This window comes from Streptomyces sp. NPDC107517 (assembly GCF_055582645.1).
In genome coordinates, this window is the sequence record NZ_JBVJPM010000018.1 from 130,593 (window position 1) to 148,547 (window position 17,955).

Annotated in this window: 13 protein-coding genes; 2 read left to right on the forward strand and 11 right to left on the reverse strand. The window is 71.0% G+C overall.

What is annotated here, in order from left to right; translation table 11 throughout:
* The first annotated feature begins 255 nt into the window (after positions 1-255).
* Positions 256-2,301 (forward strand): galactose-binding domain-containing protein, encoded by a 2,046-nt coding sequence (locus tag ACZ67T_RS32840; RefSeq protein WP_469988829.1) that lies wholly within the window; start codon positions 256-258, stop codon positions 2,299-2,301.
* A gap of 1 nt (position 2,302) precedes the next feature.
* Here the strand turns inward: ACZ67T_RS32840 and ACZ67T_RS32845 are convergent, their stop codons facing one another.
* The 5 genes from ACZ67T_RS32845 to ACZ67T_RS32865 form a co-directional block, all read right to left on the reverse strand.
* Complete coding sequence (locus ACZ67T_RS32845) at positions 2,303-2,896, reverse strand: TetR/AcrR family transcriptional regulator (RefSeq protein WP_469988831.1); 594 nt, start codon at positions 2,894-2,896, stop codon at positions 2,303-2,305.
* Between the two features lie 131 nt (positions 2,897-3,027).
* A complete protein-coding gene (gene manD, locus ACZ67T_RS32850; RefSeq protein WP_469988833.1) occupies positions 3,028-4,242 on the reverse strand; it encodes a D-mannonate dehydratase ManD in 1,215 nt (404 codons plus the stop codon).
* A gap of 81 nt (positions 4,243-4,323) precedes the next feature.
* Positions 4,324-5,823 (reverse strand): mannitol dehydrogenase family protein, encoded by a 1,500-nt coding sequence (locus ACZ67T_RS32855; RefSeq protein ID WP_469988835.1) that lies wholly within the window; start codon positions 5,821-5,823, stop codon positions 4,324-4,326.
* A 2-nt stretch (positions 5,824-5,825) separates the two neighbouring features.
* Positions 5,826-6,914: an alcohol dehydrogenase catalytic domain-containing protein gene (locus tag ACZ67T_RS32860; protein WP_469988837.1), complete on the reverse strand. Its 1,089-nt coding sequence runs from the start codon at positions 6,912-6,914 to the stop codon at positions 5,826-5,828.
* A 46-nt stretch (positions 6,915-6,960) separates the two neighbouring features.
* A complete protein-coding gene (locus tag ACZ67T_RS32865; RefSeq protein WP_469988839.1) occupies positions 6,961-8,316 on the reverse strand; it encodes an MFS transporter in 1,356 nt (451 codons plus the stop codon).
* Positions 8,317-8,520: 204 nt separating this feature from the next.
* Between ACZ67T_RS32865 and ACZ67T_RS32870 the strand changes: the two genes are divergently transcribed.
* Entirely contained in the window at positions 8,521-9,297 is a 777-nt protein-coding gene (locus tag ACZ67T_RS32870) for a GntR family transcriptional regulator (RefSeq protein ID WP_469988841.1), read from the forward strand.
* 96 nt (positions 9,298-9,393) lie between these two features.
* Here the strand turns inward: ACZ67T_RS32870 and ACZ67T_RS32875 are convergent, their stop codons facing one another.
* From ACZ67T_RS32875 to ACZ67T_RS32900, 6 genes are all read right to left on the reverse strand, one after another.
* Entirely contained in the window at positions 9,394-9,723 is a 330-nt protein-coding gene (locus ACZ67T_RS32875; protein WP_469988843.1) for a hypothetical protein, read from the reverse strand.
* A gap of 152 nt (positions 9,724-9,875) precedes the next feature.
* A complete protein-coding gene (locus ACZ67T_RS32880; RefSeq protein ID WP_469988844.1) occupies positions 9,876-11,006 on the reverse strand; it encodes an NADH:flavin oxidoreductase in 1,131 nt (376 codons plus the stop codon).
* A gap of 190 nt (positions 11,007-11,196) precedes the next feature.
* Positions 11,197-11,610 carry a hypothetical protein gene (locus tag ACZ67T_RS32885; RefSeq protein ID WP_469988846.1) on the reverse strand — a complete coding sequence of 138 codons (414 nt, stop codon included), beginning with the start codon at positions 11,608-11,610 and terminating at the stop codon, positions 11,197-11,199.
* A gap of 7 nt (positions 11,611-11,617) precedes the next feature.
* Positions 11,618-16,396: a putative T7SS-secreted protein gene (locus ACZ67T_RS32890; protein ID WP_469988847.1), complete on the reverse strand. Its 4,779-nt coding sequence runs from the start codon at positions 16,394-16,396 to the stop codon at positions 11,618-11,620.
* Positions 16,396-17,070, reverse strand: coding sequence for a hypothetical protein (locus ACZ67T_RS32895; protein ID WP_469988848.1), 675 nt, complete (start codon positions 17,068-17,070; stop codon positions 16,396-16,398). Before ACZ67T_RS32895 ends, ACZ67T_RS32890 begins: the two co-directional genes overlap by 1 nt.
* A complete protein-coding gene (locus ACZ67T_RS32900) occupies positions 17,067-17,477 on the reverse strand; it encodes a hypothetical protein (RefSeq protein ID WP_469988850.1) in 411 nt (136 codons plus the stop codon). The genes ACZ67T_RS32895 and ACZ67T_RS32900 overlap by 4 nt, the downstream gene beginning before the upstream one ends.
* Positions 17,478-17,955: the final 478 nt, after the last annotated feature.

A 17,955-nucleotide genomic window follows, 5' to 3' on the forward strand; every position in this document is an offset into this window, starting at 1 on the left:
GGTGGCTCATGAACGGGACGCTCCGCCGTCTCGGTCGCCGATGCGCCCTCCGATGCGCCCTCCAGAAGCGTCCCTTTGGATGGCTCTTCTCTCCGACCAGGTCAGGGGTCTTTTTCAGCCAGGGGAGCTGACGATGCATCAAATAGGTCATCTGTCCCGGACTATTGACTCGGTGTCAGGTCCACGCCATCCTCGACGGGACCTACGCGCGAGTAAGTTAGCGCGTGCCCGTCCCGGACAGCGAAGGTAGCCCGGATGACCCTCCTCCGCAGACGCAGCCTGTATGCCGTCGTCGTCACCCTCCTGCTGGCTCTCGGCGTGGGCTCCCCTCCGGCCGTCGGCGCCGACACCCCCTGGTGGGAGCCCACGGCGCGGCCCGCCGCCGACTCCCAGATCAACGTCACCGGCGAACCTTTCCACGGCACGGACAGCCAGGGCCGGGTCCGCGGCTTCGTCGACGCGCACGATCACCTGATGTCCAACGAGGGCTTCGGCGGCCGCATCATCTGCGGCAAGCCGTTCTCCGAAGCGGGCATCGCCGACGCCCTCAAGGACTGCCCCGAGCACTATCCCGACGGCTCGCTCGCCCTCTTCGAGAACGTCACCGGCGGCGCGGACGGCCACCACGACCCGGTGGGCTGGCCGACGTTCAAGGACTGGCCGGCCCACGACTCCCTCAGTCACCAGCAGAACTACTACGCGTGGCTGGAGCGCGCCTGGCGCGGCGGCCAGCGGGTGCTGGTCAACGACCTGGTCACCAACGGCCTGCTGTGCTCGATCTACGTCAGGGACCGCGGCTGCAACGAGATGGACGCCATCCGCCTCGAGGCCCGCAAGTCCTACGAGATGCAGGACTACATCGACAAGATCTACGGCGGAAAGGGCAAGGGCTTCTTCCGTATCGTCACCGACTCCGCCCAGGCCCGTCAGGTCGTCGCGGAGGGCAAGCTCGCCGTGGTGCTCGGCGTCGAGACCTCGGAGCCCTTCGGCTGCAAGCAGATCCTCGACGTCCCGCAGTGCAGCCAGGCCGACATCGACAGCGGTCTGGACGAGCTGTACAAGCTGGGTGTGCGCAGCATGTTCCTGTGCCACAAGTTCGACAACGCCCTGTGCGGGGTGCGGATGGACTCCGGCACCATCGGAACGGCCGTGGACATCGGTCAGTTCCTCTCCACCGGCACCTTCTGGAACACGGAGAAGTGCAGCGGTCCGCAGCACGACAACCCCACCGGCAACGCGGCCGCACCGGCCGAGGTGACCAAGCTGCTCCCCGCAGGCACCAAGGTGCCCACGTACGACAGCGACGCGCAGTGCAACAGCCGCGGTCTGACCCGCCTCGGTGAGTACGCGGTCAAGGGGCTGATGAAGCGCAACATGATGGTCGAGGTCGACCACATGAGCGTCAAGGCGGCCGGCCGCACCCTGGACCTGCTGGAGTCGGCGGACTACCCCGGCGTGCTCTCCAGCCACAGCTGGATGGACGACGGCTGGCTGGAGCGCGTCTACCGACTCGGCGGCTTCAAGGCCTCGTACATGTCCAGCGCCGACAGCTTCGCCAAGGAGTCCGCCGGGACCAGGGCGCTGCGCCAGAAGTACGGCGTCGGACTCGGCTACGGCACCGACATGAACGGCGTCGGCGGCTGGCCGGGACCGGTCGGACCCGACGCCCCCAACGCGGTCAAGTACCCCTTCCGCAGCTCCGACGGCGGTTCCGTCATCGACCGTCAGCGAACCGGGGAACGCACCTGGGACTTCAACACCGACGGTGCGGCCCAGGTCGGCATGGTGCCCGACTGGCTCGAGCAGATGCGGCTCAGCGGCGGCAAGGACACGGTGCAGGATCTGCTGGGCGGCGCGGAGTCCTACCTCCGCACCTGGAAGGCGACCGAACTCCACAAGCCCGCGCCCGACCTCGCCGCCGGCGCCCCGGCGAGCGCCAGCTCCACGGAGTGGAACCCGTTCACCAGCTATGCCGCGGGGCGGGCCGTGGACGGTGACACCGGCACGAGATGGGCGAGCGGCTGGTCGGACGACCAGTGGCTGCGGCTCGATCTGGGCGGCTCCCGCACCGTCGGCAAGGTCTCCCTCGACTGGGAGAAGGCCTACGCGCGGGCCTACCGGGTCGAGGTCTCCGACGACGGCAGCACCTGGCGGACCGTGTGGTCCACCGACAGCGGCGACGGGGGTCTGGACAACGCGGTGTTCAGCCCGGTGCAGGCGCGGTACGTCCGCATCCACGGCGTGACCCGCGCCACCAAGTACGGCTACTCGATCAACGAGGCGGCCGTGTACGGCCGCTGAGCTACTCCCGCAGCAACGTCAGGATCTGGTCCGCGACGACGTCGAGCACGTCGCCCGCCTTCTCCTCGTCGCCCAGGACGAGGAAGTTGAGGGTGAGCCCGTCGGTCAGCGCGGCCAGATACCTGGCGGCCGCGGGCTCGGGCACGGTCAGGTCCACGCCCAGGGCCGCGGGGAGCTGACGGAGCACCTTGGTGTGGGCCGCCAGATAACGCTCGTACTGCCGCCGGGCGAGATGCTCGTAGCCGGGTTCCCGCAGGGCGTACTGGGTGAGTTCGTACGTCAGCATGTGCTCACCGGGATTGGCCAGTACGTGGTCCCAGTACGCCTGGAGCCCGGCGCGGATCGTCTCGCGCAGGGTGGGCCTGCGGGTGAGCGTGGTGAGGACGTCCGACTCGGAGTGCTCGGAGATGGTGTCCATCACCGCTTCGAGCAACTCCTGCTTGGAGTCGAAGCAGTAGTGGAAAACGCTCAGCGAGACGCCCGCCTCCGCCACGACGGACCGCGTGGTGGTCTTCGCGACGCCGTCACGGGCCATGACCCGGATGGCAGCCTCGACCAGTTGCCTGCGCCGCTGCGCCGACGGCATCCGCCCCATGGTGCCTCCTCCCCTGACCTGCGCAAGCATACGCCGCGGGGGTGCGGCGCAGCGGGCCGCTGTGACGGCCCCGGGTTCCCGGCCGTGGGCCGCCGAGGCGCCACGGCGGGCGGCCGCCGTGGCGCCTCGCCTCACCAGTCGTGCACGGATCCGTCCCGCAGCCTGTTCACCGGCAGGTACTTGCGCTCGTACGGGAAGCGCTCGGCTGCCTTCTCGTCGAACTCGACGCCGATGCCGGGGCGGTCGCCGGGGTGCATCAGGCCGTCCTCGAACGTCCAGGACGTCTCGAACACCGCCTCGTAGCCCGGGAGATGGGCCATGTACTCCTGCATGCCGAAGTTCGGGATCGACAGGTCGACGTGGAGCGCGGCCGCGAGTGACGCGGGGGAGAGGTCGCCCGCGCCGTGCGAGCCGGAGCGGACCCCGTACAGCTCGGCGAGCGAGAAGATCCTGCGAAGGTGCGTGATGCCGCCGGCGTGCGAGACGGAGGTGCGGATGTAGTCGATGAGGCGGTTGGTGATCAGGTGCTGGCAGTCCCAGATCGAGTTGAAGATCTCGCCGACCGCGAGCGGTGTCGTGGTGTGCTGCCGGATGAGGCGGAAGGCCTCCTGGTCCTCGGCCGGGGTGGGGTCCTCGATCCAGAACAGGCGGTAGGGCTCGAGTGACTTGCCCAGGCGGCCCGCCTCGATGGGGCTGAGCCGGTGGTGCACGTCGTGCAGCAGGTGGAAGTCGTAGCCGAACCGCTCGCGGACGGCGGACATGTAGGCCGGCACGAAGTCCAGGTAGGCGCCGGTGTCCCAGACTTCCTCGCTGGGCAGCGCCCCGTCGGCGGGCTCATAGGTGTCGCCGTCGCCCTTGCGCATGCCGTACACCCGCTCCAGACCGGGCACCGCCGCCTGGGCGCGCACCGCGCGGAAGCCCTTGTCGAGGAAACGCTGTACGTCGTCGAGGAGTTCGGGGACCGTGTTGCCGCTGGCGTGGCCGTAGACGGTGACGCCGTCGCGGGCCGCGCCGCCCAGCAGCTGGTACACGGGCAGGCCCGCGACCTTGCCCTTGATGTCCCACAGGGCGACGTCGACGGCGGCGATGGCCGTCATGGTGACCGGGCCGCGCCGCCAGTAGGCGCCCTTGTACAGGTACTGCCACACCTGCTCGATGCGGGCCGGGTCCTTGCCGATCAGGACGGGGCAGACGTGGTCGCGCAGATAGGAGGCGACGGACAGCTCGCGGCCGTTGAGGGTGGCGTCGCCGATGCCGGTGACACCGTCCGAGGTGGTGATCTTCAGGGTGACGTAGTTGCGGCCGGGGCAGGTGACGAAGACCTCGGCCGAGGTGATGGTGGCCATGGGGTGCCGTTCTTCTCGATGGGGGAGCGCGGGGCAGGGGAGGTGCAGGCCGGAGCGCGGGTCCGGCGGCCGGCACCTGGATCAGGTGCGCGCGGAACGCAGCGCGGCCTCGATGCCGTGCACGGCGAGCGTGTGCGCGAACTCGCCGACGGCAGCGCCGAGTTCGGGGTGCTGGGCGACCTCCGGCGGCAGCAGTTCGCCTTCGCGGAGCAGCAGGCGGGCCGCGTCGGCGGGGCCGCTCGCACGGGCCGCGAGCTCGACCAGGCGCGACCGGGCACCGTCGTGGACCGTGCCGAGCGCACGCTCGTCGTATGCGTCGTCGGCTGTCATGACGCGCACGTACGCGGCGAGGCCGAGAGCGAGGACGCGGGGGACGCGTCCCGCCGCCAGCGACTCGGCGAGCACCCCCGCCCAGCGGACCGGGATCTTCAGGGAACCGTCGGAGCCGACCTGCGCGGTGCGGTGGCCGAGCGCCGGATTGGCGAACCGGTCGAGGAGTTCGGTGACGTAGGCCTCGCCCGGCATTCCCTCGGGCTCCGGGACCGTCGGCAGGATCTCCTCACGCATCGCGAACTCCACCGCACCGCCGAGGAGTTCGTCCGTCACCGCCTGGTCGATGCAGCGGTGTCCGCGCAGCAGGCCGAGGTAGGCGAGGAGCGAGTGGGCGCCGTTGAGGAGCCGCAGTTTCATCAGTTCGTACGGGGCGACATCGTCCGTGAACAGCGCGCCCGCGTGCTCCCAGGCCGGGCGTCCGGCGCGGAAGTCGTCCTCCATGACCCAGAGTCGGTACGGCTCTGCGGGCACCGGTACCGAGTCGCGGACGCCGAAGGCGCGGGCTACCAGGTCACGGTGCTCGTCGGTGGTGGCGGGCGCGATCCGGTCGACCATGCTGTTCGGCGTGGTGAGCGAGTTCGCGACGTAGGTCTCCAGCTCGGGGCGTTCCGCGGCGGGCAGCGCGGCGACGAACTCGTCGATGAGGGCGCGCAGCCGGTGCCCGTTGTCCATGAGGTTGTCGCAGCTGAGCACGGTGACCGGCGCCCCGCCGGCGCGGGCCCGGTGCTGGAGCCCGCGCACGATCAGGCCGACGGTGGTGCGGGGTGTGCCGCCCGTGAGGTCGGCGCGGACCAGCGGGTCGTCGAGGTCGAGGCGGCCGTCGGCGCCGAAGGTGTACCCCTTCTCCGTCACCGTGAGGGAGACGATGCGTGTGGTGGGGCTGCCGATCGCGGCGACGACCTCGGCGCCTTGTCCGTCGGCGACGAGGCCCGGATGGTGCACCCCGGGCACGGTCGCGGCGACGCCCGCGTCGCGGCGCAGGGTGAGGACCGTGTACAGCTGGTCCTGTTCCGCCATGCCGGTCAGTACAGGGCGCGGACCGCGGGCCGCGCTCGTCGAGACACCGGTGATGCCCCAGGGGCCGGGGCTGTGGCGCAGGGCGTCGGCCGTGTGGACAGCCTGGTGGGCGCGGTGGAAGTTGCCCATGCCGAGGTGGACGATGCCGGGTTCGGGGGTGGGCGGAGGCAGCTTGAGGCCGGCCACGGGGAGCGCGGTACGGGACAGGCGCGGCCGGGTGCGCAAGGTCATCGTCAGACCTCCCGCGCCGGCTCGACGAGGACCTTCATCTGCGACGGGTCGGTCAGCGCGACCTCGAGCGCCTCGGACGCCCGCTCCAACGGGAAGGTGGAGGTGACCAGTTCGGCCAGACGGACCCGCCCCGCGAGCGCGGCGGCCGCCGCGAAGTCCCCTGCCCCGTACCGGAACGACGTCACAAGGGACAGTTCCTGACGCTGCATCCACGCCAGCGGCAGCTCGGTCAGCGGTCGGCCCGGATTGCCGACCACCACGGCGGTGCCGCCGGGGCGCAGCGCGCGGATCCCCGACACCAGGGCGGGCCCCACGCCGGAGCAGTCGAGGACGGCGTCGTAGCCGTACGGCGAGGCGAGCGCGTGGGACCGCTCCGGATCGGGCGCGAGGCCGGCGGCGTCGACCGTGTGCAGGCCGAGCCGCGCCGCGAACTCCCGCCGCTCGGCTGCCACATCGGACACCGTCACGGACCCGGCACCGACGGCCGCCGCGACCTGTGCGACCAGCACACCGATGGGCCCCGCCCCCGTGACGAGCACACGGTGACCGGGGGCGAGCGCGGCGCGGCGCACCGCGTGCACGGCGACGGCGAGCGGCTCGATCAGCGCGCCGAGCCGGACGTCCGTCGACGCGGGCAGCGGGTGCACGAAGTCCCGCGGCACGCACACGTACTCGGCGAGCGCGCCGTCGGTCGGCGGCGAACCGAAGCAGGTGCCCTCCGGGCAGAGGTTGTAGCGCCCGGCCCGGCACAGCGCGCACGTGCCGCACGGGTGCGCCGGTTCGATGGCCACGGCCGTGCCGTGGGGCAGGTCGTCGGCGCCCGCGCCGTGACCGACGACCACGCCGGCCGGCTCGTGGCCGAGGACGGTCGGCTGCCGCAGCACGTTCGGGCCGTTCTCGCCGTGGGCGTAGTAGTGCAGGTCGGACCCGCACAGTCCGACGGCACGGACAGCGACCAGGACCTGACCCGGCCCGGGCTCGGGCACCGGGCGGTCCTCGACGCGCACGTCCTTGGGGCCGTGCAGCACGGCGGCGCGATGCATGGACTCGACGGGCTCGACCGACTGGGCCGACTCGACCGACTGGGCCACGGGGCGTCCCTTCTTTAGTACGGGGATGGAGCGGACCGGGGGCGGTTCAGCGCACCGGCAGCGGTTCGACGCGCTTGATGACGAACGCGTAGGTGAGGGCGCCGACGACGGACAGGGCGCCGGACACCAGGAGCGGCACCAGATACGAGCCCCCGGAGGACGCCAGCAGGAATCCGGTGACGATCGGGCCGAGGATCCCCGCCACGTTCGAGGCGAAGTTCTGGATACCGGCGAGCGAGGCGACGTGCCCGGCGGTCGGCGCCACGTCGGCGGGCAGCGACGCGACGGACGCGGTGGAGAAGGTCAGCGAGGCGTAGCTGAGGGAGAGCAGCGCGAGGGCGCCGGACGCGGTCGGCACGACGACGGCGAGTGCGATCACGGACGAGCACAGCGTGCCGGAGACCAGGCAGGTCTTGCGGACCTTGGTCGTGGACCAGCCCTTGCGGAGCAGCCGGTCGGCGGTGAATCCGCCGAGCAGCGACCCGAAGATGGCGACCAGACCCGGGACCGTACCGAAGAAGCCCAGCTTGAGGAGGTCGAAGCCGCGCTCGTCGACGAGGTAGCTGGGGAACCAGGTGATGAAGAAGTAGATGACGTAGTTGAGGCAGAAGAAGCCGAGCATCATGCCCCAGACCGTCCGGTAGCGGAACAGGTCCCGCCAGCGCACCTTGGGCGCGTCCGCCCCCTGCGCGGGCGTCTCGTCGGTGTGAGCGCCGCCCGCCTCGATGTAGGCGCGCTCCTCGGCGGTCAGCTTCGGGTGGTCGGCGGGCTCGTGGTAGAGCCGCCACCAGCCGATGATCCACAGGAAGCCGAGCAGGCCGCAGGCGATGAACGCGACCCGCCAGTGGAACACGGAGACCAGCATCGTCACCAGCGGCAGGGCGATGGCGGTGCCGACGCGCGCGCCGTTGTCCCAGACGCTGTTGGCGAGGGTCCGTTCGTGGCGGGGGAACCAGCGGGAGACGGCCTTCGCCGGTGCGGGATAGCCGGCGGCCTCACCGGCGCCGAGCAGCATCCGGGCGCCGACGAGCGAGCCGACGCCGCGGACCAGGCCCATCCCGACGGTGGCCACCGACCACCAGATGGCGCCGATCGCGAAGACCCGCTTCACGCCGTACTTGTCCAGGAGCGCCCCGGCGGGCAGTTGGCACAGCGCGTAGGTGATGAAGAAGGCACTGAGGATGAAGCCCTGCGTCTCGGGACCGATGTGCAGGTCGTCCGACATGGACGGCAGCGCGACGCTGAGCGTGGAGCGGTCCAGGTAGTTGACCGCGAGGCCGCCGAAGCACAGGACGGCTATGCCCCAGCGGACGTTCTTCCCCCGGCCGCGCGGGCGGGCGGGGAGTGAGATGCCGGGCGGGGCAGCCGGCGCCTCACTCTCGGTGACGGAGCGGGTGGTCATCGTTGACCTCCGGTCGAGGCGGACGTGCGGATGTGACGGTAGGCGGTTCGCGAGACCGGGCACAGGAGTGTCCACAGCGGGGACAGGGACACGGGTGCGGTCAGGGGTTCCGTTGGCCTCCGCGTCATTTTCTACCCTCGTCCGCACTTACATACAAGCCTTGTATGTAAGTATCCTCGCAGCTGAGGTGAGAAAGTGAGCGTCATGGCAGCTCAGCGGCGGGAAACGAGACAGACACGAGGGACCGAGGCGGAGGCACCGCGTCCGCGCGAGTCGGTCCGGGCCCGGGTGCACGCCCTGCTGCGGGCACGGATCACCTCCCTCGCGCTCCTGCCGGGCGCGCCCCTGTCGGAGAACGAGCTGGCCGGGGAGCTGGACGTCAGCCGCACGCCGGTACGCGAGGCGCTGATCCTGCTGGGCGAGGAATCGTTGGTCGACGTCTTTCCCAAGCTCGGTACGTTCGTCTCGCGGATCAGCGTCGACGCCGTCCTGGAAGCCCAGTTCATGCGGGAGGCGCTCGAACTGGCGGCGCTTCGCGAGGCGGTGAAGAAGTCCGGCGCGCAGGACATCACCGCGCTGCGCGCCATCCTCGACGCTCAGCGGGCCGCGCTGAAGGCGGGGGACGCGGACGCGTTCTTCGAGCAGGACGAGGCCTTCCACCGCCGCCTGATGGAGGCGAGCGGCCATCGCACGCTGTGGCGCACGGTGGCGACCGCCAAGGCGCACCTCGACCGGGCCCGCCGGCTGAGTCTGCCGCTGCCGCACCGGATCGAGACGCTGGTCGACGAGCACACCACGGTGGTCGACGCCCTGGAACGGCGGGACGGGGCGCGCGCCGAGGACGCGCTGCGCGGACACCTGCAGGGCGTCTTCGACGACATCGGAACGATCCGGGCGAGCCATCCGGAGCTGTTCACGGATCCGCAGGAGCAGCCGGGCGCCCCGCCCCGCCCGCGCATCCATCCCGGTCTGCGCGCCTGACGTCCACCCGGGGGCGGACTCGGCCGGGATGCCGCCCGAAGTGTTCGAGGAGCGCGCACCCCGTCGGGCCGAGCTCCATCGGCACACCGGCCCGCGTCATACGCCTTCGGGCCGCCGTTCCTCGGATGCCGCCGCCGTGAGCGTCCCGGGACAGTCCTCGGCGATCGTGCGGTCGAGTTGCCGGGTGCGGAAGCCGCCGCGGAGGGCCCAGGCGTAGCAGGCCAGGGAAAGTGCGACCGGGGCGAGCAGGTCGTACGGGCCCGGCAGGGGCAGGTGGCCGAGCGGGCCGAACTCGCCGTAGTGCGACAGGAGGAGAACGGCGAGCAGGGTGGCGAGCGGCCAGATGCCGCCGTCGACCTGGCGGCGGCCCTCCGGGGTGGCGGCCACACGCAGCCCCGGCACGTGGAGCGCGATTGCGGCGATCATGGCCCCGGCGTGGACCGGGAAGCTCCTCCGATCCCGACTGTGTGGCGACGCATGGCGTGTGCCGAGCGGGGCCCCATGAAGCCGCCGGGTCCGCCGCCCCAAGGGCGGACCCGGCGGATGTGACGACGGGCGTCAGCCCGAAGCCTCGGGCTCTAGCTCAGTGTCTTGAGCGCCGCCTCCGCGTCGTACGGCTTCAGTTCGTCGAAGCGGCCCGCCAGGACCTTCGCCGCCCACTCCGGGTCCTGGAGCAGGGCGCGGCCGATGGCGACCATGTCGAACTCGTCGCGCTCCAGCCGGTCGAGGAGGTCGTCGATGCCCTTGACCGCGGAGCCCTCGCCCATGAAGGCGCGGATGAAGTCGCCGTCGAGACCGACGGAGCCGACCGTGATGGTGGGCCTGCCGGTGAGCTTCTTGGTCCAGCCCGCCAGGTTCAGGTCCGAGCCGTCGAACTCCGGGTTCCAGTAGCGGCGGGTGGAGGCGTGGAAGGCGTCGACGCCGGCCGCGGCGAGCGGGGCGAGGATCGCTTCGAGCTCCTCCGGGGTTTCGGCGAGCCGCGCCTCGTAGGCCTCCTGCTTCCACTGCGAGTAGCGGAAGATCACCGGGAATTCGGGGGAGACGTTCTCGCGGATCGCGGCGACGATCTCGGCGGCGAACGTCGTGCGGGCCACGGCGTCGCCACCGTAACCGTCGGTACGGCGGTTGGTGCCGGCCCAGAGGAACTGGTCGAGCAGGTAGCCGTGGGCGCCGTGCACCTCCACGCCGTCGAAGCCGATGCGCTCGGCGTCCTTGGCGGCCTGCGCGAACGCGCCGATGACGTCGTCCAGGTCGCCCTGGGTCATCGCCTTGCCCGTGCCCTCGGTGCCGTCGATGCGCAGGCCGGAGGGGCCGACGGCCGGGGCTTCGGCGAAGGGCGGCTTGCCCTGCTGGCGCACCATGCCGATGTGCCACAGCTGCGGCACGATCGTGCCGCCCGCGGCGTGCACGTCCTCGGCGACCTTCGCCCAACCGGCCAGCTGCTCCTCACCGTGGAAGCGCGGCACCCGGTCGCTCTCGCCGGCCGAGTCGTGGCCGACGTAGGTCCCCTCGGTGACGATCAGGCCCACGCCCGCTGCGGCACGTCGGGAGTAGTAGGACCGAACGTCCTCACCCGGGATGCCGTTCGGCGAGAACATGCGGGTCATGGGCGCCATCGCGATGCGGTTCGGGACTTTCAGGCCGTTCAGCGCGATCGGGCGGGACAGGATCTCGGCAGCGCGGGAAACGGGCGACGCGGCATCAGTCACGGAGTGCTCCTCTTCAGTACCAGTCGGTATGTGCACAAGCATGTAATCCGCGTGTGCCAACCGTTCCGGCCCCCATGACATTCCGCAGGCCCGCCGCGCCCTCCTGTGATCCCGGCCACGGACCCAGGTCCCAGGGCCCTTCGTCCGGATCAGGCCGGGCCGGCGCCGAGAGGTGTCGAGACGAAAGTCCCTAAGGCCGGTCGACGACGGCGCTGAGCGGGGCCGAGGCGAGTCGCTCCTCGTGGTCCAGGACGACGAGCTTCCGGCCCTCGCCGGTGGTCCCGACGAGGACCAGGTCGTCCATGGCCGGGTACCAGAGGTCGTCGAAGTGCTCCAGGAGCCGCTCGGGCGCGAGCCGTACCGCCACCCCGTCGCCGGGCCACGCGGCCAGCACCTGGCCCTCGACGTCGCCGAGCTCGGCACGCAGCAGCGCGCACGTCTGTGGCAGCGTCATCTCCGAGACGTCGACGACACCGGAGGCCTGCCGCGGCACACCGGCCAGCGGCGCGAGTGTCCCTCCCAGGAGGGCCAGCAGCTCTTCGTACGCGCCGAGGTCGGGCGCGGCCCCGATGGATTCCAGCGTGGCGGTGAGACGGGGTGGCATGTCTTACTCAGTTACCTTCCAGAAAGTTCCCGGCGTTGTCCTGCCAGGGTGCCCAGCCGATGTAGCGGGATCCGGGAGTGGTCGGGTCGTCCGGATACCAGTCGTGTCCGTACACGCCGCCGGCTCCCTTCTTCCCACCCGACCAGTCCCAGTAGTTGACGTGGCCGTCCGGCCCGTCGATCCGCCAGCCACGCATCTTGTCCGGAGTCTGCTCGCCGATCAAGGTGCCCGTGCCCTCACCCGTCTTCGGGTTGTGGTCGTACATCTTGATGGAGTCCGCGCCGAGATCGCCGCCCGCGTGCTCCCTGGCGGCGCTGACGGCCCGGTCGTAGTTCGACCAGGAGTAGTCGTAGCGGCCGATGGACGGCTTGGTGTAGCCCCGCGGATCGTCGGGATGGTCGCCGCCCTGCGGCTGCTTCTTCGGCCCGTCACCGTCGTACTCCGGCGCGAGGCCGAGCGGGTCGCTCCAGGTGTGCGGGTTGTCGACGTACGCGGCCGGGTTCGGCGCCGGTGTCAGGCCGAGCGGGTCCGGGGTGAGATAGCGGCCGGTCTGCGGGTCGTAGTGGCGGAAGTAGTTGTAATGAAGCCCCGTCTCCGGGTCGAAGTATTGGCCGGGGAAGCGCAGGGGCGTGTACGTCGCGCTGTTCGCCGTCCAGGTCGTGGTGCCCCAGAGGGTGCTGCGCGCGTGCCAGGCGACCCGGCCCTGCTCGTCGACGAGTTCGCTCGGGGTGCCGACGAGGTCGGTGACGATGGCGAAGAAGCGGGAGTCGAACTCCGTCTGCGGCGCGTCGGCCGCGTGGATGCGCTCGGTCTGGGCGAGCGGGCGTCGGCCCACGTGGTCCCACGTCAGGGTGACCGGGTGCGGGAACTGGGGCGCGCTGGTGGTCTGTTCGCAGAGTGTGCTGCCGTCCCAGGTGAAGACGGTGCGCTCGACGACGGTCGCACCGTCCTCGCCGATGCGCAGCTTGGCCGTGCGCCGGCCGAGCGGGTCGTACGTGTAGCGCCACCTGGTGCCGTCCGGTGTGACGACCGAGACGAGGCGGTCCTCGGCGTCCCACGTGTAGCGCCACGTGTCGGGTTTGCGGGAGAGGCGGGTCTTCTGCCGCAGCGTGATACGGCCCAGCGCGTCGTGCTCGTAGCGGACGTTCCCGGCGCGGGCGATGCGGGTGCCCCGGTAGGCGCGGGGGCCGGTCGCCTCCTGGCCCGGATGTTCGGCGGGCCAGGACGCCGAGGTCTGATTGCCCGCGGTGTCGTACGCGTACGTCTCGGTCCAGCCGGCCGCGTGCACCGCGGTGACCCGGCCCACCGCGTCCAGGTCGAAGCGGCGGGCGCCGCCGAGCCGGTCGTCGACGGCGGTGAGGTGGCCGTCGGCACGGTAGCTGTAGGCGCGGTGCTGGATCGTGTGGCCGTCCGAGTCCGTCACCGACTGGGCGGACAGCCGCCCCAGCGGGTCGAAGGCCTGCTCCAGGGTGATCGTCGCGCCGATGTGCCGGGCCGTCTCGCGGCCGGCGGCGTCGTAGCGCAGATCGACGGCGCGACCGGACACGACCAGGTCGGTGCGGCGGCCGACGGCGTCGAAGGACCAGGCCGTGACACCGCCGGTAGGAGTGGCGCGGCCGGTGCGACGCCCCAACTCGTCGTATCTATACGTGAGTTCGCGGCCGTCGACGGTCTCGGAGCGGACCCGGCCGTGACGGTCGCGCAGGATGCTCACATGGCAGCCGTCGGGGCCCGTCGCCTCGGCCGGCTCGTCGGTCACGTCGTAACGGAAGGTCGTGACCTGGCCGTCGGCGTCCTTGCGGATGATCTGGCCGAGCGCGTCACGCTCCAGGGATGTCGTCTGCCCGAGCGTGTTCGTGCGGGCGACGAGCCGGCTCGCGGCGTCATGGGCGTAGCTGAGGGTGCGGCCGTCGAAGTCGGTCTCCGATGTCAGGCGCCCGGCCGGGTCGTAGACGTAACTCCAGGTCAGGCCCTGCGGGTTGGTGACCTTGGTGAGCCGTAGCTCATCGTCGTGCTCGAACTCGTGGCGGACGCCGTCCGGGGAGGTGCGGGCGGTGAGCAGGTCGAAGTGGGTGTACTCGTGGCGTGTGACGCCGCCGAGCGCGTCGGTGTGGGTGACGCAGTTGCCCTCGCCGTCGTACGTCCATGACTCGGCGGTGCCGTCGGGCCGGACGCGGCGGGTGAGCCGTCCCTCGATGCTCCATTCCAGACGGGTCGTCGCGCCGGTCGGATCAGTGAGGGAGATGGGCCGGCCGAAGGCGTCGCGTCCGTAGCGGGTCACGCAGCCGAGCGCGTCGGTGATCTCGACGGCGAGCCCGGCGCGGTCGCAGCGCACCCGGGTCACGTGCCCGAGCGGGTCGGTGACCGCGGTGAGGTGCCCCGCCTCGTCATAGGCGTAGTGCGTGGTCTGCCCAGAAGGGGCCGTGGCCGAGATCCGGTTGCCGCGCTCGTCGTAGGCGTAGCGGTGCGTGGCGCCGTCGGGACCCTTGAGCCGGGTCAGGCGCCCGGACGCGTCGTACTCGGCGTGCGTCTCGCGTCCGTCGGGGCGCCGGACGAGGACCGGATTGCCGTCGTCGTCGTAGCGGTGGTCGACCGTGTGGCCGAGCGGGTCGACGGCGGTGAGCAGCCGGTTGCGGTGGTCACGGGTGAAGCGCGTGGTGTGGCCGAGCGGATCGGTCTCGGCGACGATCTGGCTGGCGCCGTTGACGAGGAAGCGGCGCGTGTGGCCCTCGCCCGTCGTGGTCGTGGTGACCCGGTGACCCGTCGCGGGGTCCGCCTCGCCGTAGGACAGACGCAGGCTCATGTGCCCCTCCGACCCGCCTTCGGAGACACACCGGTCCTGCTCGTCGTACGCATACGTGTAGGAGCGGTCGTTGCTGTCCGTCCACGACGTGACGCGGCCGCGCTCGTCGTAGGTGAACCGCAGGGCGGATCCCGAGGAGTCGAGGACCTCGCCGAGGTGGCCCGCCGCGTCGTATCCGTAAGTCTTGACGACATGCTTGGCGCCGGACGGTCCGGCCAGGCGCAGGGTGGTGACACGGCCGTCGGCGGTGGTGAGTTCCAGGTGGTAGCCACCGGAGGCGACGATGCCGAGCGGTGTGCCCTGCTCGTCGTACTCGAAGGTGAGCCAGTTGCCGTTGCGGTCGTCGATCTGCTCCAACACCGCCAGGCCCTCGGCCCGGTCCGCGAAGTGCCGGACGCGGCCGGTGCGGCGGTCGGTGACCGTGTAGCCGCCGTCGACACGGTCCAAGGGCCAGGCGGGGCCGTGCGTCGGCAGGACCGGGACGCCGGGGGCGGGGTGCGGATAGCTGAGCAGCAGGCCGTCCTCCGTCACGAAGACGACGCCCTCCCCGTCGATCTCCAGGCGCTGGTCGACGGTGGACGACCACGACGGGCCGAACCACCTGCCCAGCCGGTAGCCCGACTCGACGCGCCGCGTGAAGACCAACGGCAGGGTTCCGGGCAGCACGACATCGGTCTGCGGCAGGTACATCCGGCCCGTGGCCATGTCGATGGGGTCGGAACCCTTGTTCTCCACCGAATTCTCGGTACGGCCGTGCTGGTTGGGGCCGTCCGCGTGACCCGCAGCGCGCTCACTGTCCCGCACCGTCCTGCGCGCCGCGTTCTCGGCGACGTCCTTCGCCCCCGTCCTGAGCCCGAGCCGCAGGCCGCTGCGGGCGAGTCCGGCGCCTTTGGTGCCGATGAGTTCGGGGATGAGGCGGCCGACGAATTCGGAGGGGTCCTTCTTGAAGCCGTCGACGGCGGCGGTGACGATGCGTTCGGGGTGCGCGGCGGTGGAGACGAGGCCGGAGAGCGTCATGGAGACGTTCTGCATGTAGGCGGCCGGGTGTGTGAGGTTGTAGGGGTCGGTGGGGTTGAGGCCGCGGGCGAAGTTGAGCAGGCCGGCGGTGCCTTTGAGGGCGCCGCCGACCACATGGGTCAGTTCGGTGTTGTAGGCCTGGTAGCCGTCGACGAGGTCGTTGCCGAGGCGGTCGAGCGGCGGGGGTTCGGCGGGAGCGTGCGCGAGGGCCGCCTTCACCTTGCCCTGGGCGTCGGACGCGGCGGTGTTGCGCTGCTTGCGGGCCTCGGTGAGCGTCTCGTGGGCCTTCTTGATGTCGGCCGTGCCGGGGTCCTGGAAGGGGCCGGGCCTGGCGCCGGGATCCTCGTTCGCCTTGATCTTGGCGTTGTAGGCGTCGACCTTCTTGTTGTACGCGTCGACCGCGTCCTTCGACGCCTGCTGCCCCTTCTTGTACAGCTCTACGGCTTCCTTGGCCTTGCTCTGCGCCCACTTGACCGTATCGGCGTACGCGTCCAGCGCACCCGCCGCCTTGTCGCAGGCGTCGGAGGCCTGGGCCCACTTGGTGGGGTGTACGCCGAACTTCTTGCGGAACGCGTCGCCGCCCTCGCCCGCCCACCCGGACGAGTCGATCTTCTTCATCCCCTGGGAGACATGGTCGAACGCGGTGTGGAAGTCCTTGAGATGCTTCGAGGACTCGCGGATCTTGTCCGGGTTGCCGTGGACCAGCTCATTGGCCTCCTCGGTCTGTCCGAGCTGCTGCTCGCCGGGCGTGGCGCCGAGGTCGGACGCGACGTCGTCGCCCCAGTCCTCCACGGCGTCGGCGGCGTCGTGCAGGCCGACGTGGTCCAGGCCGTCGCCGACCTTGTTCGTCGCGTAGTCGACGCCCTCGCCGACCTTCTTCTTGCCCGCGTCGATGAGATCCTCACCGACCGAAAGCCCTTTGTTGATACCGCCCTTGACGCCATCGACGAGATCACCGAGACCCATCAGCCCTCACCTCCGCCCTGCTGCTGTCCGGCGGCCTCGGCCCGTTCCTCGGGGGAGGGGCCGAAGGTGTCGTCGAGCATCTGGTCGTACTCGCCGTCCGAGACGCCGAGGGCGTTGTGCAGGTTCTCGGGGTTGAGGCCCGCGGGGCCCAGCGTGTGCGACGTCATGACGTCGCGGCCCGCGTCCTTCCAGCCCTGGCCGCTGTTGGCCATGGCCTGGTCGAAGGATTCCTTGCTGTAGTCCACGCCGCCGTACGCGCCCGACGTGGCGATGTCGCCCCAGCCCTTCTGGGTGACCTCCTCCTCGGAGGCGTACGGGTTCCCGATCGCGGCGTTCGTGACGACCTTGAACGATCCCTCGACGTACTGCTCGGTCTCGTAGTACGTACCGGCGGACAGGCCGGTCTTCGCGGCGAACCCGTTGCCCTCGTTCACCAGCGAGCGCACGCCCCACTCCCAGCGCTCGCAGAACGACTTGAACTCCCCGGTCAGCCCTTCGTGCCCCAACTCCAGGCCGGACAGGGCGATGTCCCCGAAGCCGCGCCCGGCCCCGGCCTCACCGACCATGCCGAGCTCTTTGAGCTCGGCCAGGGCCTCGGTCAGGCCCTTGGCGATCAGAGCCAGGCCGCCGGTCTTCAGATCCTTGCCGCCACCGCCACCGCCATCGCCGGTCATGCGCTGCCCCTCTCGCCCTCGTCACGGTCGAGCGCCGCCTCGTCCGGCACGATGCCCCGCACCGGCGGAAACACCATGCCGTCCGGCCCGTCCGCGCAGTCCAGCGCCACCCCGCACGGCACTCCCGCCGCCGGTACCGCCACATCGAGCAACCTGGCGCCGAGGACCTTCCGGTAGGTCCACTCCCGGCTGAACTCGCCGCGCGCCCGGGCGTAACGGGCCAGTGCCTGCTCGTCGGAGAACGCGAGGATGAAATGGATGCCGTTGAAATCCGCGGTCAGCAGGCCGCGTTCGTCCTCGGGCCCGGGGAGGTCGCCCAGCGGAACCAGCACCGCCGTACGCCGGAACTCGCCGAGCAGACGGAGGAACTCGCGTCGCCGCGCGGTGACTTCAGGATCCTCGGGCACGGGTTCCTGTGCGACGGGCTGAGCCTGCCGCGCGTCCGGCTCGGGATCGGGCTCGGGCTCCTGAGCGGCCGGAACCGGCTCCGGAACCGTCTGTGAAGCCGGCGGTCTCCGTGCAGGTGTCGCCGGCGCCTCAGTCATATCCGCGTAGTCAGCGAGGCGTGACCTCGGAATCGAGTTCCCGGGCCGCTCGTCCGACTCGCCCCCGTACTCAGACATAAGCCCCATCATCACGAGTGCGTGTCGACGACCGCAATGGTGCCGCTGTCACACCCCTGTCACAGAGCGGGGCGCGGGGCGGGACTGAAGGCTGGCCCGGCGGATGGTGCGCGCGCTACCTTCGATGGCTCGGTCAACGGGGCGACGGGGGTCGGTTGTGCTGGCGAACGTGGTGATGCTGTGGGTCGTCGGCCTTGTCTGTCTGGTAGCCGCCGCGATCGGGGAGACCGTGAGACTGGGCGGCTGGGAGCTGCCCGCGCTC

Bases quoted from the DNA above. Each gene is read 5' to 3' on its own strand.
- ACZ67T_RS32840 (WP_469988829.1), top strand. From the start codon at position 256: ATGACCCTCCTCCGCAGACGCAGCCTGTATGCCGTCGTCGTCACCCTC.
- ACZ67T_RS32845 (WP_469988831.1), bottom strand. From the start codon at position 2,896: ATGGGGCGGATGCCGTCGGCGCAGCGGCGCAGGCAACTGGTCGAGGCT.
- manD (WP_469988833.1), bottom strand. From the start codon at position 4,242: ATGGCCACCATCACCTCGGCCGAGGTCTTCGTCACCTGCCCCGGCCGC.
- ACZ67T_RS32855 (WP_469988835.1), bottom strand. From the start codon at position 5,823: ATGACCTTGCGCACCCGGCCGCGCCTGTCCCGTACCGCGCTCCCCGTG.
- ACZ67T_RS32865 (WP_469988839.1), bottom strand. From the start codon at position 8,316: ATGACCACCCGCTCCGTCACCGAGAGTGAGGCGCCGGCTGCCCCGCCC.
- ACZ67T_RS32870 (WP_469988841.1), top strand. From the start codon at position 8,521: ATGGCAGCTCAGCGGCGGGAAACGAGACAGACACGAGGGACCGAGGCG.
- ACZ67T_RS32875 (WP_469988843.1), bottom strand. From the start codon at position 9,723: ATGATCGCCGCAATCGCGCTCCACGTGCCGGGGCTGCGTGTGGCCGCC.
- ACZ67T_RS32885 (WP_469988846.1), bottom strand. From the start codon at position 11,610: ATGCCACCCCGTCTCACCGCCACGCTGGAATCCATCGGGGCCGCGCCC.
- ACZ67T_RS32890 (WP_469988847.1), bottom strand. From the start codon at position 16,396: ATGGGTCTCGGTGATCTCGTCGATGGCGTCAAGGGCGGTATCAACAAA.
- ACZ67T_RS32895 (WP_469988848.1), bottom strand. From the start codon at position 17,070: ATGACCGGCGATGGCGGTGGCGGTGGCGGCAAGGATCTGAAGACCGGC.